The 16674-nt window shown below is 73.4% G+C and carries 13 protein-coding genes; 10 read left to right on the forward strand and 3 right to left on the reverse strand.

The features are described from left to right. Positions 1-436: 436 nt before the first annotated feature. On the reverse strand, positions 437-1612 hold the full coding sequence (locus ABYE80_RS07100) for a hypothetical protein (protein ID WP_372789571.1): 1176 nt from the start codon (positions 1610-1612) through the stop codon (positions 437-439). Positions 1613-1920: 308 nt separating this feature from the next. Between ABYE80_RS07100 and ABYE80_RS07105 the strand changes: the two genes are divergently transcribed. From ABYE80_RS07105 to ABYE80_RS07120, 4 genes are all read left to right on the forward strand, one after another. After that, positions 1921-2679 (forward strand): calcium-binding protein, encoded by a 759-nt coding sequence (locus tag ABYE80_RS07105; protein WP_372789583.1) that lies wholly within the window; start codon positions 1921-1923, stop codon positions 2677-2679. A 129-nt stretch (positions 2680-2808) separates the two neighbouring features. After that, on the forward strand, positions 2809-4068 hold the full coding sequence (locus ABYE80_RS07110) for a nucleotide sugar dehydrogenase (RefSeq protein ID WP_372789572.1): 1260 nt from the start codon (positions 2809-2811) through the stop codon (positions 4066-4068). A 76-nt stretch (positions 4069-4144) separates the two neighbouring features. Further along, on the forward strand, positions 4145-5104 hold the full coding sequence (locus tag ABYE80_RS07115) for an NAD-dependent epimerase/dehydratase family protein (protein WP_372789573.1): 960 nt from the start codon (positions 4145-4147) through the stop codon (positions 5102-5104). 80 nt (positions 5105-5184) lie between these two features. Then, a complete protein-coding gene (locus tag ABYE80_RS07120; protein ID WP_372789574.1) occupies positions 5185-6084 on the forward strand; it encodes a hypothetical protein in 900 nt (299 codons plus the stop codon). Positions 6085-6090: 6 nt separating this feature from the next. Here ABYE80_RS07120 and galE read toward each other — a convergent pair whose 3' ends face one another. Together galE and ABYE80_RS07130 are read right to left on the reverse strand one after the other, a co-directional pair. Beyond that, positions 6091-7086 carry a UDP-glucose 4-epimerase GalE gene (gene galE, locus ABYE80_RS07125; RefSeq protein ID WP_372789575.1) on the reverse strand — a complete coding sequence of 332 codons (996 nt, stop codon included), beginning with the start codon at positions 7084-7086 and terminating at the stop codon, positions 6091-6093. After that, positions 7083-8246 (reverse strand): glycosyltransferase family 4 protein, encoded by a 1164-nt coding sequence (locus tag ABYE80_RS07130; protein ID WP_372789576.1) that lies wholly within the window; start codon positions 8244-8246, stop codon positions 7083-7085. Before ABYE80_RS07130 ends, galE begins: the two co-directional genes overlap by 4 nt. A 174-nt stretch (positions 8247-8420) precedes the next feature. Here ABYE80_RS07130 and ABYE80_RS07135 point away from each other — a divergent pair, with 174 nt between their 5' ends. The 6 genes from ABYE80_RS07135 to ABYE80_RS07160 form a co-directional block, all read left to right on the forward strand. After that, entirely contained in the window at positions 8421-10100 is a 1680-nt protein-coding gene (locus ABYE80_RS07135) for a glycosyltransferase family 2 protein (RefSeq protein WP_372789577.1), read from the forward strand. An 11-nt stretch (positions 10101-10111) separates the two neighbouring features. After that, entirely contained in the window at positions 10112-11293 is a 1182-nt protein-coding gene (locus ABYE80_RS07140; RefSeq protein ID WP_372789578.1) for a glycosyltransferase, read from the forward strand. Beyond that, positions 11290-12438, forward strand: coding sequence for a glycosyltransferase family 4 protein (locus ABYE80_RS07145; RefSeq protein WP_372789579.1), 1149 nt, complete (start codon positions 11290-11292; stop codon positions 12436-12438). The genes ABYE80_RS07140 and ABYE80_RS07145 overlap by 4 nt, the downstream gene beginning before the upstream one ends. 5 nt (positions 12439-12443) lie before the next feature. Beyond that, positions 12444-13064, forward strand: coding sequence for a hypothetical protein (locus ABYE80_RS07150; protein WP_372789580.1), 621 nt, complete (start codon positions 12444-12446; stop codon positions 13062-13064). A 5-nt stretch (positions 13065-13069) separates the two neighbouring features. Further along, positions 13070-15352, forward strand: coding sequence for an O-antigen ligase family protein (locus ABYE80_RS07155; RefSeq protein WP_372789581.1), 2283 nt, complete (start codon positions 13070-13072; stop codon positions 15350-15352). A 12-nt stretch (positions 15353-15364) separates the two neighbouring features. After that, positions 15365-16674 (forward strand): hypothetical protein (locus ABYE80_RS07160; RefSeq protein WP_372789582.1); only part of this gene is annotated, 1310 nt, incomplete at its 3' end.

The following is a 16674-nucleotide window of genomic DNA, read 5'->3' on the forward strand; positions in this document are numbered from 1 at the left end:
CACGGCGTGGCGACGGAAGCCCGGGAGCGTCGAGTCCGGCCGGTACAGCGACGTCGACAGGACCGCCGACGGATGCATCTCGGCGAGCTCGAGGGCCACGCGTTCCGCGCCGCCGAACTGGTTGAGGTAGTCGTGAGCGAGGGCGACCCGGCCGGACACGCGCGTGGGAGCGGGGGGCACCGCGTCCGAGCGCGAAGGTGCGTTCCAGCACTGCAGGTCAACCGCGGCACGATGGTCAAGGCGTTGTGGGCCCAGGGCACTGGGCACTGACAGTCTCTGATACACGTCGCGCCTCGTACGCGGGTTGTCCTGGACCAGCATCTGCCACGAGTGGCCATGCTCCGCGCGACCTTCCCCTAGGTCCGCGAGCCGTGGAGTGTGGCTGAAGGCGCCACCGATCTCCATCTTTTCTGTGCTCGACGTCGAAGTTGGCGCGTCACCGTCTCCTTCCGGCAGCCCGCCGGGCCACCCGGGCAAATGCGTCAACCGACTCAGTCGCTTCGCCTGTGGTCCTCCACAGGCCGTACGAGCCGGGGCCGGCACGGTCGAGCGCGACGAACGGAACGAGCAGGCCCACGCCGAGACCCGGCGCCTGGAGACCCGTCAGCGCCCGCTCGAGCTCACGCGAGCGACGGGGCTCCGGGATCTCCTCCTCCGACCAGCCGATCTCGGTGATGTCGAGCGGCACGCTCGCCAGCCCGAGTGCGTCGAGGGTGCGGCGGAACTGCCGCGTGATGCGGACCACCGCGGCCGCAGTGCGCTCGTACGGATGCCATCCGATCGCGTCGACCTCCCGCCGCAGCGCCGGCTCGGCGCGAAGGACACCGGCGAGGAACCGTGCCGCGCCCACCGGCACGAGGCCGCCGACGGTGATGCGAGCACCGGGGTCCGCCGACCGGATGGCGCGCTGCGCCAGCAGCAGCAGCGTCGCGTAGCGCTGGGGAGCCGTCTGCTGATCCCGCAGGAAGAACTCGGCGTTCGGCTCGTTCCAGATCTCGTACAGCACGCCGCCCGCGGGAGCCGCGACGCCGTTGTCGCGCCAGATCGCCGAGCTCGAGGCGTACCGCGCCGCGACCGCCGACGCGAACCGCGCGAACGTGGCGGGGTCCGAAGGCGTCGTGAACACGCCGCCGTCGGAGGTCGCCCACGGCGTCCCGTACCCCACCACCAGGAGCGGCCGCAGCCCCGCGCGCGCGGCCCCCAGCACCTGGCGGTCGAGGGAGCCGAACCGACGAACGGGATCACGTCCGCCGATCGGCCCGAGCGGCTCCACCCCGCTCCACGACGCGTCGAAGCGAAGGACACGCGCACCCATGCCGGCCGTCGAGCGGAGCCGTCCGGCGACCGTGGCGTCGGAGCCCTCGAACATGAGGCCCCCGGCGTTGATCCCCAGAGCAGTACCGCGCAGCGGCGGTTCACCCGCGTCGGCCCACCCCCGCCACCCGCCGGCGCTCCCCTCCTGCTTCTCCGCCACCGTCGGCGGTGGCCCGGGGTGCGTGCTCGGCCGTGTGCGGGCTTGTGACGTGGGGGCGACGGCCCCGGCGAGAAGGAGCGACAGCGAGGCGACGGCGCCGTAGCGACCGAGCGCCGCGACCGACATGCTGATGGTCAAGGCTTCGTCCTTCCGTGGACCGGGCGACCCGCTTCGTGCGGGCCAGGCCACCTTCCATGGTAGCCAGGGTCACCATCGACCTTCGACCCCCGAGAGGGGATTCGAGGGGGCTGGCCGTACGACGTTCGGCCATGCCCCAGGCGTCACGGACCTGAAGTCCGTGTGACGCGGGCGTCCCTGACCAGGGTCCCGACTGTCAGCCTTCCGGTGCGTCCGCCGTAGTAGTGATGCCGCGACGACCCAACCCTCGTTCCAAAGGACCCAAGCAGATGACAACATCCAGGCGCGTCAGCGCCCTCGTGAGCGTGATGCTCCTCGGGACCAGCACCGTCGCACTTGCGGCGACCGTGACCGGGACCGGCAATGCAGACCAGATCGTCGGCACGACGAGCAACGACGACATCCGGCTGCTCGGCGGCGACGACGACGCTCTCGGGCTGGCAGGCGACGACCTGATCCTCGGCGGCCCCGGCACCGACACGATCTTCGGCGACGGCACCTGCCCCCCGGGCCAGCTGGCGTTCCTGTACTGCTCCACCGCGACGAGCGACGGTGACGGAGCGGATCGCCTCGACGGCCAGGACGGAGACGACATCATCTTCGGCAACGGCGGCGACGATCTGATCGACGGCGGTGACGGCAACGACTACCTGAACGGTGGCCGCGGCGACGACACCGTGAAGGGTGAGGACGACGACGATCAGATCATCGGCGGCGCCGGCGACGACAAGCTCTACGGCGGCGAGGACAACGACGACCTGACGGCGGACCGCGGCGACGACTACCTCAACGGTGGCGACGGCGACGACAACCTCAAGGGCGAGTCCGGCAACGACCGGATCTCCGGGTACGACGGTCAGGATCGCGTGTCGGGAGGCGACGGGAACGATCGGCTGTCGGGCGGCTCCGGGCGCGACGAGATCCGCGGAGGCAAGGGGAACGACAGCATCTTCGCCAGCGACGGCGAGTTCGACGTGATCGTCTGCGGGCCGGGCTTCGACAGGGTCAAGGCCGATCGACTCGACAAGGTCGCCAAGGACTGCGAGATGGTCGTCCGCGTCCGCTAGGAGCGGCGCGACGCGACGTCCGTGACGGCCCGCTCCGGCGGGCCGTCGGCGTGACGGCGACCATTCCGTGACCGACGGTCGGCGCGTCAGCCCTGCGTGATCCCGGGGGGCCGGTACTCTGGGCGACGCATGAGCACCCCCGACGTCGCAGTCATCGGCACCGGCCGAGTCGGCCTGCCCCTCGCGCTCGCCTTCGCGGACCGGGGCCTGAACGTGCTCGGCATCGACAGCGCGCCGCAGATCCTCGACGCGGTGCGCGATGGGCGGATGCCCTTCGAGGAGCCGGGCGCGCCCGAGGTCCTGGAGCGCGTGACGGCCGCCGGCACGATCTCCTGGTCGGACCGGGTCGCCGACGCGGCGGCAGCCGACCACGTCGTCATCACGCTCGGAACGCCGTCCTTCTCGCACATCGAGATCGACCTGCGCGACATCCGCTCCGTGCTCGACGACCTGCTGCCGCACCTGCGCCCAGGTCAGTCGCTGACGCTGCGCTCGACCATCGCGCCGCGCACCACCGCGTTCGTGGCGGGCTACGTCGCCAAGCACCGTGGCTTCGCGATCGGCGACGAGATCTTCGTCGCGCACGCGCCGGAGCGGATCGCGGCCGGCAAGTTCTTCGAGGAGATCGTCACCCTGCCGTGCATCGTGGGCGGGGTCGGCGAGCGGTCCGGGGAGATCGTCGGTGAGCTGTTCAGCGTGTTCGGTGCGCCGATCGTGCAGACCACGCCCGAGCAGGCCGAGCTCGCGAAGATCTGGACCAACATCCTGCGCTACGCCACGTTCGCGCTCCCCAACCTGCTGATGATGGATTGCGAGCAGTACGGGGCGAACGTCTTCGAGGTCATCGACCTCATCAACCGCGACTACCCGCGCGGCGGCATGAAGCTCCCGGGCTTCACCGCCGGCACGTGCCTGCGCAAGGACTTCGCCTTCAGCGAGGAGCGCTCCACCGCCCCCGGCATGCTCCTCGCGGCCTCGCGCGTGAACGAGTCCGTGCCGCTGTTCCTCGTCGAGGGCGCCAAGCGTCGCCTCGGTGAGCTCGCCGGCCGCAAGGTCGCCGTGCTCGGCCTGGCGTTCAAGTCCGCCACCGATGACGAGCGCGACTCCCTCTCCCACAAGCTCGTGCGTCTGCTCGAGCGCGAGCTGGCGGACGTCGCGATCCATGACCCGTGGGTGACCACACCCAACCAGTCGCTCGAGCAGGCGCTGGACGACGCCCACGCCGTCATCGTCGCCACAAACCATCCCGAGTTCTGCACGGGCGAGACACTCGCCGCCATCGGGGAGCGGGCGGCGCCCAACGCGCTGATCGTCGACCCGTGGAACTGCTGGAACGTCGGCCAGGTGTTCGGGTACGCGACGGAGCTGGCCGCGCTGCGGGCCGGCTGAGCGGCGGTCACGCGGGACGGCGCAACGCCGCACGGGCGACCGTCGGCGCCCCTCGCCCACTACCCTCCCGGGCGCTATGAACCGCGTACTCGTCACCGGCGGCGCCGGCACCATCGGCGCCGCCGTCGTCCGCCGTCTGCTTCGCGACCCCGCCTACGAGGTGCGCGTCTCCGACCAGCGCGAGGCGCCCGGCTGGATGCGCGAGGGCTGCGAGGTGCACACGGGCGACCTGCGCGACCTCGCGCAGGCGCGCGAAGCCACCCAGGGCTGCTCGCACGTCATCCACCTCGCCGCGATCGTCGGCGGGATCGCCAACTTCCACAAGCTCCCGCACACGCTCACCGAGGTGAACAACGCGCTCTACAACGCGGTGGTGCGGGCGGCGCTGGACCACGACGTGGAGCGGTTCGTCTACGTGTCCTCGTCGATGGTGTTCGAGCGGGCCACCGAGTACCCGACGACCGAGGAGCACATCTGGACCTGCCCGGTCCCGAAGTCCGCCTACGGGTTCTCGAAGCTCACCGGCGAGGTCTACGTCCGCGCCGCCCACGACGAGCACGGCCTGCCGTACACGATCTGCCGTCCCTTCAACGCCTACGGCCCCGGCGAGATGCCCGAGGACGAGCCCGGCATCGCCCACATGGTCCCGGACGTCATCAAGAAGTGCCTGGCGTTGGCCCCCGGGCAGCCCCTGCCGATCTTCGGCGACGGCACCCAGACCCGCACGCTCACCCACATCGACGACATCGCCGACGGCATCGTCGCCGCGATGAGCTCCCCCGCCGGACTGCACGAGGACTTCAACATCAGCGCCTCGCGCGAGATGACCGTCGCCGAGATCGCACGGGTCATCTGGGTCGCCTGCGGCCTGGACCCCGAGGAGTTCGCGCTCGAGCACCAGCCGACCTTCGAGGTCGACGTCGTTCGCCGCTGGCCCGACGTCTCCAAGGCCAAGCGCCTGCTCGGCTGGGAGTCGCAGATCGACGTCGAGGACGGCGTCGCGCGTACCGTGCAGTGGCTGCGTACGGTGGTCTGACCGGCGCGGAGCTCAACGCTCCCGACTGAAATACGACCGAGCCGTTGTCGTGGACCCACCGGTGACCTACAGTCGCCGGTATGACCTCTCTGCTCGCGTCTCGGTCGTGCTGGTACCGCGGGGCGGGCGTGCTGTGCTGCGCTGTCGCCCTCGCCGCGACGCTGCCCGCTCTGGCGTCCGCCCAGGCCACTCGTACATGGGTGTCCGGCGTGGGCGACGACGCAAATCCGTGCTCCCGCACGGCGCCCTGCAAGACGTTCGCGGGGGCGATCTCCAAGACGGCGGCGAAGGGCGAGATCAACACGCTCGATCCCGGAGGCTTCGGCGCCGTCACGATCACGAAGAGCATCACGATCCGGTCGATGCACAACGCCGGAGTCCTCGCCGCGGGGGTGAGCGGGATCACGGTCAACGCCGCCCCCACCGACCGGGTGATCCTCGCCGGACTCGACATCGAAGGCGCAGGCACCGGGGTCGCGGGTGTGCGGGTGCTCGCGGGGCGTGACGTCCGCATCTACCGCTCATCGATCAGCGGCTTCACACGGGGCGGGGTCGAGTTCACTCCGTCCACGGGCACGAACAGCAACCCGTCCCGGCTGCTGGTGCAGGACACCGATCTCACCAACAGCGGTACGGCCAGCCCGGGCGTCGAACCGAACGCCGTCCTCGTGCAGCCTACGTCCTCGGGCGTCGCGCGAGCCACCGTCCTACGGAGCTCGATCGGCGGCTACTTCAACGGGATCGTCACGCGCGGCTCCGGACGGGTGCTGGTCTCCCGTTCCACCATCACGGACAGCGACAACGTCGCGGTCTTCGCCAGCGGCTCCTCCGCGCAGGTCCGTCTGTTCGGCAACGAGATCACCAGCAACGCCATCGGCCTCCTGACGCTCAACAGCGGCTCGATCTTGTCGTACGGGAACAACATCATCGACGGCAACACCACCGACGGGAACCCGACCGGGACGATCAGTCCACGCTAGGACCCGCTAGGAGCGGGGCGGCCCGCCGTGCGTCGCGACCTGGTGCTGCCAGGCCGTCCACGCGCTCTTGACCATCTCGTGCAGGCCGCGCTCAGCCGTCCAGCCGAAGTCCTGCGCGATCCGCTCGGCGCTGCCGATGATCCGGGACGGGTCACCGGGCCGGCGCGGCTGCAGGTCCGGCTCGAAGTCGATGCCGGTGGACGCGCGCATCGCGTCGAGGATCTCCAGGACCGTCACGCCCTCCCCGCGCCCGACGTTGTAGGCGGTCTGGCACGGGAGCCCGTCGTCCAGCCGACCGGCGGCCACGACATGGGCGTCGGCGAGATCGGCGACGTGCACGTAGTCGCGGATGCAGGTGCCGTCGCGGGTGGGGTAGTCGGTCCCGAACACCTGCGGGCGCTCCCCGCTCGTGAGCGCCTTCAGCACGCGCGGGAACAGGTTGTACGGGCTGTGGTCCGCGAGATGCGGGGCCCCTGAGCCCACCACGTTGAAGTACCGCAGCGACGTGTGACGCAGTTCCGGATGGACGGCGGCCACGTCGCGCAGCAACCACTCGCTGATGAGCTTGGACTCGCCGTACGGGCTCTCGGGCCGGCCGACCTCGGCATCCTCCGGGACCACCTCGACGGCCGGCGTCCCGTAGACGCTCGAGCTGCTGCTGAACACGAACCGGTCCAGCCCGCGCTCCACGACCGCCTCCAGCAGCACCTGCATGCCGGTCACGTTCTGCCGGTAGAAGTGCAGCGGGCGCTCGACGCTGACGCCCGCGTACTTCCACCCGGCGAGGTGCACGATGCCGGTCACGCCGTGATCGTCGAGCGCGCGCGCGACCGCCTGCGGGTCGGTGACCGACCCCTCGACGAACGGCACGTCGTCCGGGACGAACTCCCGGTAGCCGGTCGAGAGGTCGTCCAGGACGACGACCTCCTTGCCCGCCGCGCGGAACGCGAGCACGATGTGTGAGCCGATGTAGCCGGCGCCACCGGTGAGAAGCCAGGTCACGCGCCGGAGTGTATGTCGTCTTCCTGGGCGGCTCCTGAGCTCACGGCGGCGTAGATCTCCGCCAACCGCGGAGCGATGACCTCCGGGGAGCACCGGCGACGAGCCGCGTCGAGCGCCGCAGCAGGAGCGCGGGGATCGGCGCGCGCCACCTGGAGCGCCTGGGCGAGCGCGGCGACGTCACCGGAGGGGACCAGCGTGGCGTCGCCCTGGAGCTCCCGCAGCGCGCCGATGCCGGTCGCCACCACCGGGATGCCCGCAGCCATGGCCTCGAGCGCAGCCAGGCCGTAGCTCTCGTGGGCGCGCGTCGGCACGAGCGCGACGCCCGCCTCGCGCCGCAGACGCACGAGCGCAGCCCCCGACACGTGGCCCGTGAACGTCACGTCGGCGCCCGCGGCGCGCTGCGCCAGGGTCCCGGCGAGCGGGCCGTCCCCCGCCACCACCAGCGGGACGCCCGCCGCCCGGCAGGCGTCGATCGCGACCTCCACGCCCTTCTCGGCCGCCAGGCGCGAGACGACGAGTGCGGGACCATCCGGGCGGTGCTCGGCCTGCGCCACGAACTCCCGCACCACGTGGCCCAGGACGTGCACCCGCGCCGGGTCGTCCGGGAGCGGCGCGCCGAGCGTGCGTAGGCGCTCCAGCGCGCTGGCACTGGGGACCACGACCACGTCGGCCTGCGCCACCAGGCGCGCGGACCACCGGGCGAGCGACGCCGCGTACAGCGCAGCCTCGCGCCGGTCGCCGCGACAGTTCAGGCGCAACCCTGGTCGCGTGTCGCGACCATGGCATCGGACGCAGTCGCGACCGTCGGGGTCCACGGTCGTCCCGACCGCGCACACCAGACGCGAGTTGTGCAGATGCAGCACGACCTTCGCCCCGGCCTTCCTCGCCGCCGCGAGGGCACGCCACCCGAACGTGGGATTGAGGTTGTGGGCGTGCACGATGCTCGCCTGCCGGCGACGGACCTCCTCGCCCACCTGCTGCGGTCGCAGCCCGCCGCGCAGGAGGCCCACCGCGGCTGCCGGCGGGGTCGTCCGTGCGCTGTCGCGCTCCAGGCGCTCGACCCGCCGGCCCAGGTACGAGGAGGCCAGCCAGGCGAGATCGTCGACTGCGCGCTCCTCGCCACCGCTGACGCGGTAGCGGTGGTGGAGGAAGAGGATCACGGTGGGCGTGAGGCTAACGAGCGCTCGGCGGGAGGGCGCGCGCACGCATCTCCGCCGAGCCGCGCGATCCGTCGGGGTCCTGACCCGCAAGGATTCCGGGGAGCGGCGGACAAGCATGGGGTCCACCCGCACTACCGGCGCGATTGCGCCCCTCTAGCCTGGGACACACGCCGAATGCCGTCCACCGCCGTCATCGTCCCCACGCAGGCCCGCGCCGACTACCTCGACGTCGCGCTCGCCTCGCTGCGCCCGCAGACCACCGCGGCCGGGGCCGCACTCATCGTGGTGGACGACGGTCCGAGCACCCAGACCCGCGAGGTCGCCGAGCGCCACGGGGCGCTGTACGTCCCCCACGACGCCCCGCGCGGACTCAACGCGGCGCGCAACACCGGCATCGGGGCCGCCGACGGAGTGGATCTCCTGGTGTTCGTCGACGACGACGTCGAGGTCCGCGACGGCTGGCTGGCGGCGCTGATCGCGGCCGCCGACGCACTGCCCGCGGAGGTCGGCGTCCTGACCGGGCCGATCCACGCCCGGTTCGAGGACCACCGCTTCCGCATGTGCGGCAGGGAGGGCGCCCCGGTGACCTCCCTGGACCTCGGCCCCGCGGACACCGACGCCCCGCACGCGTGGGGCGCCAACATGGCGTTGCGCCGCAGCGCCATCGACCGGGTCGGGCCGTTCGACGAATCCCGCCACCTGTACGGCGACGAGCAGGAGTGGCAGGACCGCTGGCGCGCGACCGGAGGGCGGTTGCGGTACGTCGCGGACGCCGCGCTCGACCACCGCCGGGCCGGGGACGACGCGCGGCTGCGCTCGCTGTGCGGCGCGGCGTACCGGCGGGGCCGGGCGTCACGCCGCTTCGACGTCTTCCAGCGCCGCCAGCCCGCGACCGGCGCGGAACTGCGCACCCTGGTCGGCTGCCTCGCCCACGGGCCGCGGTACCTGTGCATGAACGGCCCGGTCCTCACGGCGCACTCGTGGGGACGCGTGCGCGAGATGGCCGCGGAGTGGCACCCGCGGCACGCCGCTCCGCCCGCCGCGGGAACCCCGGACTTCCTGGCCGGCACGAGCGGGACGGTGGGCGGCAAGCGCGCGGCGCTGCGACGCCTGGGCGACCGCCGGCTGGACCGGCGCGGCGCGCGGCGGCGCCGGACGTTGCGCCGCAAGGCGGCGACCGCTGCGGCGACCGACGGGGGACGGCGGCGCGTCCTGGTCGTCGGTATCGAGCGACCGGACATCGAAGGCACGATGGCCGCGTCGCACGCCGAGCTGGCCCGGTCGATCCACGACGTGGAGGTCCGCACGCGGCCGGCCGGCGATCTCGGCAAGTTCGAGAACCTCAACCGCCTGCTCGGCGAGACCGCGCTGGCCACCGTGGACTGGCTGCTCGTCGTCGACGACGACGTCGACCTGCCCGCCGGGTTCCTCGACATCTTCCTGCTCGCGTGCGAGGACGCCGGGTTCCGGCTCGCCCAGCCCGCGCACCGGCTCGCGTCGCACGCCGCCTGGGACGTCACCCGCCGCCGGGACCGCGCCCACGACTGGCGCGAGACCACGTTCGTGGAGATCGGACCCGTGACCGCCTTCCATCGCGACACGTTCCGGGCGCTGCTGCCCTTCCCCGACCTGCGCATGGGATGGGGCCTCGACGCCCACTGGAGCGCCGTCGCGCGCGAACACGGGTGGCGGATCGGGGTCGTCGACGCCGTTCCCGTCGGACACACCCTGCGGCCGGTCGCCGACACCTACCCGCGGGAGGCGGCCATCGCCGAGGGCCGGACGTTCCTCGCGAACCGCCCGTACGTCTCCCGGGACGAGGTGCGGACCGTGCGCGGCGGCCGCGTCGCGTAGCGTCCCCGCCCGTGAAGGTCCTCGTCGTCGCCGAGTTCTACCCGCGGGTCGATGACCCGGTGTTCGGGATCTGGGGTCATCGCCAGGCTCTCGCGGCCCGCGACGCCGGCGCCGACCTGCAGGTGGTCGTCCTGCATCGCGTCGTCCCGCCCGCCGCCACGCCCAAGGCGCGGATGCCGAGCGCCGCGCTCGCGCTGTGGCGTCACCCGCGCGTGCGCGAGGTCGACGGGCTCACGGTCCACTACGTGCCGTTCGTGTCCCCGCCGCGATCACGCACCTACGGCTCGTGGGGCGCGTGGGCGGCCCCGGCGCTGAAGCGCGCCCTGCCCCGCATCCGGCGCGAGTTCCCGTACGAGCTGCTGCACGCCCACAACGCCGTGCCGGCCGGGGACGCGGCGCGCCGCGCGGATCCCCGGACCCCGCTCGTCGTGTCCGTCCACGGCGGCGACGTCTACTACACCGGGGTGCGCTCGGCGTCGGGCGAGCGCAACGTCCGCGCCGCGTTCGAGCACGCGCGGACGGTGCTCGCCAACTCCGTCGGGACCGCCGAGCGCGCGGTCCGGCTCGGCGCGCCACCGGACCGCACCCGCGTCGTGCGGCTGGGCGCCGACGTGCCGCCGACGAGCCCGCGGCAGTACGACCACCCCACGCTCGTGACCGTGGCGCACCTCGTGGGCCGCAAGCGACACCAGGACGTGATCCGCGCCCTCTGGCTGCTGCGTGACCGCCACCCGGACCTGCGGTACCTCGTCGTGGGCGACGGGCCGGAGCGTTCACGCCTCGAGCAGCTCGCCGTGGACATCGGGGTCGCTGATCGCGTGGAGTTCGCCGGGCAGCGCCCGCACCGCGAGGCCGTCACCCTGGCCCACGGGGCCGACCTGTTCGTGATGCCCAGCGTGGACGAGGCCTTCGGCGTCGCGTACGTCGAGGCGATGGCGGGAGGCGTGCCGGCGATCGCCTCGCTCGGCGAACCGGGGCCGGCCGAGATCGCGCAGGTCGGTGACGGCATGGCCCTCGTGCCCCCCGGCGACGTGGAGGCGCTCGCCGCCGAGATCGACGCCCTCCTCGCGGACCGGGGCGACCTCGGACGGCTCGGCAGCCGGGCGCGGGCAACCGTCGAGCGCTCCTTCACCTGGGCCCGCTGCGGGGAGGCGACGGTCGCCGCCTACGACGAGGTGCTGGGACGGCGATGAGCGCCGCGCTCCCCGTGCTGTTCGTGACCAACCTGGTGCCCCCCGACCGGGCGGGCGCGTTCGCCGCGCTCCACGCGCGCGTGCCCATCGAGCTGGCCCTGTTCGGCGGCCGGTCGCACCACGCGACGGCCGGCGTCGCCGATCCCGGCGTGCCGTTCCGCGAGATCGGCCAGCGCGAGGTCTTCGCGCTCGCCGCCTCGGGCCGGTACGCGACCGTCGTCTGCGGGACGGCCGGACGCCTCGCGCTGCCCGCCGCCTGGCTCGGGGCGCGGAAGGCCGGGGTGCCGTTCGTGCTGTGGAGTGCGCTCTGGGCCCCGCTGCGCACCCCGGCGCACCTGCTGGCGACGCCGATGCTGCGGGCGATCCACCGCACTGCGGCCGCCGTCGTCACCTACGGCCCGCACGTGAGCGCGTACGCGCGGCGGCTCGGTGCACGCGAGGTCCACGAAGCCCCCCAGGCGGTCGATGTGGCGTTCTGGCAGGCGGCGGACGCGACCGGGTCGCCCGCCGCCGCCCGGAGCCGGTCGCCGGAGGCCCGCCCGTTCACCGCCGTGTTCGTCGGCCGCGACGCGCCCGGCAAGGGGCTGGACGTGCTGCTGGACGCGTGGGACGCGCTCGACGGCGCCGGGGTGCTGCACCTCGTCGGTGTCGACGAGGAAGTGCTCTCCCACCGCCGAGCCTCCACCGACGGCGCGTCGCAGGCGGCCCGCGCCACCGATGCGGCGCTGCGCGTCGAGGCCCACGGACACGCCGGCCCGACGGAGGTCCGCAACTTCCTGGCCGCCGGCGACGTTCTCGTCGTACCGTCGGTCCCGACGCCCGCCTTTCGCGAACCCTGGGCGTTGGTGACCAACGAAGCCATGCATCAGGGGATCCCCGTCATCGCCACCGACGCCGTCGGAGCCGTCGCCGGCGGACTCGTGCGCCATGAGCGCAACGGGCTCGTCGTGCCGGCCGCCGACCACCGCGCCCTCGCGGGCGCCCTGCGGCGCCTGCGCGACGACGCTCCCATGCGCGAGCGCCTCGGCGCCGCCGCCCGTCGCGACGCCGCCGCGTACACGTTCGACGCCTGGGCCTGCGGCTTCGCCACGGCGCTCGAACGAGCGAACACCTGTTTCCATCGTCGTTCCGCGGGGTACCCATGAAGGTCATGCCGTCTCACCGGAGATCTCTCGCTGCCCTGATCGCGGGCTGCACGCTCGTCATCGCCCCCGCGAGTGCCCACGCCGCCAACGGGGAGGCGGTCCTGCGGGACTGCAACGACAACGGCAAGCTCGACAAGAAGTACAGCCAGAGCGACTACCGCGACGCGATCGAGAACATCCCGACCGACCTGGACGAGTACACCGACTGCCGCGACGTCATCCGGCGCGCGCAGCTCGGCCTGGACAACGCCGGATCCGGCGGCGGCTCCGGGAGCTCCGGCGGTGCCACCGGTGGCGGCGGGGCGGCGGGCGGCAGCGCCTCGGGCGGATCGACCGGCGGCGGCAACGCCAACGCCACGGCCGCGCTCGCCGACGCCACCCCGGAGGAGCGCGCCGCGCTCGAGCAGACCACCGCGGGCGGCGCGCAGGAGGGCCTGCGGCTGGGTGACGAGGTGATCCGGCCGAAGATCGGCGTGTCGTCCTCCACCGCGCTGCCGACCCCGCTCGTCGCCGTCGTCGTGCTGCTCGGGGGCATCACGCTGGGATGGGTGGGCCTGGCCGTCCGCAACCGCTTCTTCCGGGGACCGACCCTCGGCGGGCAGACACCCGCCCCCGGCGCCCCGTAGGACCGATGTCGACGCCCGCAGTGACCGAGCCGCCCACCGAAGCCGACGGCGACACCGGCGTCAGCGCGACGCAGCGGACCTCGAAGCTCCCGCGGCTCCCCCCGGAGACGACCCGGAGGGTGCGCGCCCGGCTCGCCGGACTCCCCCAGCCGTCGGCCTCGACCGTCTGGACGTTCGTCCTCGGCCTGCTGCTCGCCGCGGTCGCGCTGCGCGCCGGTGGCGGGCTCCAGCTCGGCCGCGCCACCGAGGTGGAGATGGCGCTGCAGATCGCCGGCGGGACCCTGGGGGCGATCGCCATCCTGGTCCGTGACCGCGGGCGCCTTCACGGCGGCTGGAGCATCGCGGCGTTCGGAGCCCTCGCCGCCCTTACCGCGTCGTCCGTGTGGTGGTCGGTCAATCCGGCGGACTCGTGGCTGGAGGCCAACCGCACCCTCGCCTACCTCGCCACGTTCGGCGCCGGGTTCGCCCTCGTGCGCCTGCGCCCCGACCGCTGGTCGGAGCTGATCGGCGCGACCGTCGTGTGCGCCACCGTGATCTCCGGCTACGCGATGCTCACCAAGATCTTCCCGGGAGCGTTCGCCCCGGACGAGGTCTTCGCCCGGCTGCGCGAGCCGTTCGGCTACTGGAACGCGGTCGGGCTGATGGCCGCCATGGGCGTACCGGGTGCGCTCTGGCTCGGCGCCCGCCGACACGGTCACGCCGCGGTGAGCGCCCTGTCCTACCCGATCCTGGGGCTGCTCTTCGTCACCGTCCTGCTCGCCTACTCACGCGGCTCGCTGCTGGCGGCCGCCGCGGGGTGCGCCGTCTGGTTCGCGTGCGTCCCGCTGCGCCTGCGGGGGGTCGCGGCGCTCGCCGCGGCCGCGTTCGGCGCCGGGCTCGTGTCGACCTGGGCGTTCGCGCAGGACGCGCTGACGAAGGACCAGGTGCCCCTGGACGTGCGGATCAGCGCCGGGCACCAGCTGGGCATCGCGATGCTCGCCATGCTCCTGCTGCTGACGGTCGTCGGCATGGCCGCGCTGTTCTCCTCGGCGCGCCGGCCCCCCAGCCTCGACGCGCGGCGTCAGGCGGGCGCGGGACTGCTCGTGGCCCTCGCCATGGTGCCCGTGCTGCTCACGGTCAGCCTCGCCATGAGCGAGCGGGGCCTGGGCGGCAGCATCTCGAACGGGTGGAAGAGCCTCACCGACCCCAACGCGTCGCTGCCCGCCAACGATCCGGGCCGCCTGACCGCGGTCGGCAGCGTCCGCGCGCGCTACTGGGACCAGGCGATCAAGATCTTCCGCGCGCGCACCGCGCAGGGCGTCGGCGCCGGCGGGTACGCGACCGCCCGTCCGCGCTTCCGCACCGACGACCTCGCGGTGCGCCACGCCCACGGGTACCTCGTGCAGACGGCGGCGGACCTCGGGCTGCTCGGGCTCGCGGCCAGCCTCGCGCTGCTGGCGACGTGGCTCGCGGCCGCGGCGAGGACCCTGGCGATCCGGGACCGCCACTGGCGCAGGACCGGCTTCGACGCCGAGCGCGTCGGGCTTTTCACGCTGGCGGCCGTCGTGGTGACCTTCACGGTGCACTCGCTCGTCGACTTCACCTGGTTCGTCCCGGGCGTCACGATCCCGGCGCTGCTGTGCGCGGGCTGGCTGGCCGGTCGCGGACCGCGCCAGGGGGCGGACGCCGACACGCTGGTGCGCCGGCCCGGAGCCGCGCCCAGCACCGGCCCGTCGCTGCGCGCGCGCATCCGCGAGGGCGCACGGGACCGCACCCGCCTGGCCGGCGCCGCGACCGTCGCGCTCGTGGCGCTCGCGGCCGCATGGGCGACGTGGCAGCCCGAGCGCAGCTTCCACGCGGGCAACGAGGCGCTCGCCCTCCTGGACGCCGGGAAGATCGACGAAGCCCGCGCGAAGGCCATCCGCGCCCGCGAGCTCAACCCCCTGTCGATCGAGCCGCTGTTCGAGCGCTCGGCCGTGGAACTGGCCGCCAACCGCAAGAACGAGGCCCGCGCTGCGTTGGAGCAAGCAGTGCGCCTGCAACCGTCCAACCCCACCCCGTGGATCAGGCTCGCCGAGTACGAGCTGCTCGTCGCAGGTGACCCGCGCACCGCCCTCGACGTCCTCGGACCCGCCCTGTACCTGGACCCGCGCTCCACGAGCGGGGTCACCCTGTTCCTCGACGCCAAGCGGCGCGTCGCAGCGAACCCGGCCCTGGCGCCGTCGACGGGTTCCACCATCGTGCCCGGTCCGACGGGCGCAGCCGGTCCCACCGGTGCCGCGGGTCCCACGGGCCCCGCGGGTCCCTGACCCGGCCTGATCATGCGCCTCGTCGCCACCCTGGCCGCTGCGTGCGCCTTCTGGGCCTGCACCGGGAGCGCCGCTGCCGCGATCGACCAGGAGTCGACCTTCCAGGACGACAACCGTCTCATCTACGACACGGCGGAGAACGTCGCCGCGACGCTCGACCAGCTCGCGACCCTCGGCGTGGACCGCGTCCGCGTCACCGTGCTGTGGAAGGTCGTCGCCCCCGACTCGACGTCGCGCAACCGGCCCGCCTTCGACGCCACGGACCCCGACAGCTACCCGCCCGGCTCCTGGGACCGCTACGACACGGTGCTGCGGCTCGCGCTCGAGCGCGGGATCTCGGTGAACTTCAACCTCACGGGCCCGGCACCGCTGTGGGCGACCAACGGGTCCCCGCCCCGCGAGGACATCGCGGAGACCTTCGAGCCGTCCGCGCCCGAGTTCGGGCTGTTCGCGCAGGCGACCGGCACCCGCTACAGCGGCTCCTACACCCCGCGCGGCAAGGACGCGCCGCTGCCGCGCGTCGACTACTGGGCGATCTGGAACGAGCCCAACCAGGCCGGCTGGCTGACGCCGCAGTGGGTCGACGACCCGCGCGGACGCGGCCCGCAGATCGAGGCGTCGCCGCGCATCTACCGGGGTCTCGTCGACGCCGCGTGGGAGGGGCTGCGCACCTCCGGGCACGGTGACGACACGATCCTCATCGGGGAGACCGCCCCGAAGGGCCTCAACGTGACGGGGACCACCCGCGCGATCAAGCCCGGGCCCTTCATCCGGACCCTGTACTGCCTCGACGAGGCGCTCAGGCCGCTCCAGGGCACGAGCGCGGAGATCCGCGGCTGCCCGGTCGGCGACAACGCCCGTCAGCGGTTCGCCGAGCAGCACCCGGCGCTCTTCCGGGCGACCGGCTGGGCGCACCACCCGTACGAGCTCGTCCGCTCCCCCACGGCGCGGCCGAAGGACCCCGACACCTTCACGGTCGCGAACCTCCCGGCGTTCAGCCGCCTGCTGCGCGGCATCCACGGGGCCTACGGACAGCCGATCCCGGGCGGGGGCCGCGACGTCCCCCTCTACCTGACCGAGTTCGGGTACCAGACCGCGCCGCCGGACCCCACCGGGGTGAGCCTGTCGCGACAGGCACGGTGGTTGAACGTCGCCGAGTACCTCGCCGCTCGGAATCCCGCGGTTCGCACCCTGACGCAGTTCCTGCTCGACGACGACCGGCCGCTCCCCGGCCGGCACCGCAACGCGCGGATCGCGTACGGCTCGACGTTCCAGACGGGGTTGCAGACGGACGCCCGCAAGCGCAAGCCCGCCTACCGCTC

The organism is Paraconexibacter sp., from assembly GCF_041602235.1.
GTDB lineage: Bacteria > Actinomycetota > Thermoleophilia > Solirubrobacterales > Solirubrobacteraceae > Paraconexibacter.

Bases quoted from the DNA above. Each gene is read 5' to 3' on its own strand.
- ABYE80_RS07105 (WP_372789583.1), top strand. From the start codon at position 1,921: ATGCTCCTCGGGACCAGCACCGTCGCACTTGCGGCGACCGTGACCGGG.
- ABYE80_RS07110 (WP_372789572.1), top strand. From the start codon at position 2,809: ATGAGCACCCCCGACGTCGCAGTCATCGGCACCGGCCGAGTCGGCCTG.
- ABYE80_RS07115 (WP_372789573.1), top strand. From the start codon at position 4,145: ATGAACCGCGTACTCGTCACCGGCGGCGCCGGCACCATCGGCGCCGCC.
- ABYE80_RS07120 (WP_372789574.1), top strand. From the start codon at position 5,185: ATGACCTCTCTGCTCGCGTCTCGGTCGTGCTGGTACCGCGGGGCGGGC.
- ABYE80_RS07135 (WP_372789577.1), top strand. From the start codon at position 8,421: ATGCCGTCCACCGCCGTCATCGTCCCCACGCAGGCCCGCGCCGACTAC.
- ABYE80_RS07145 (WP_372789579.1), top strand. From the start codon at position 11,290: ATGAGCGCCGCGCTCCCCGTGCTGTTCGTGACCAACCTGGTGCCCCCC.
- ABYE80_RS07150 (WP_372789580.1), top strand. From the start codon at position 12,444: ATGCCGTCTCACCGGAGATCTCTCGCTGCCCTGATCGCGGGCTGCACG.
- ABYE80_RS07155 (WP_372789581.1), top strand. From the start codon at position 13,070: ATGTCGACGCCCGCAGTGACCGAGCCGCCCACCGAAGCCGACGGCGAC.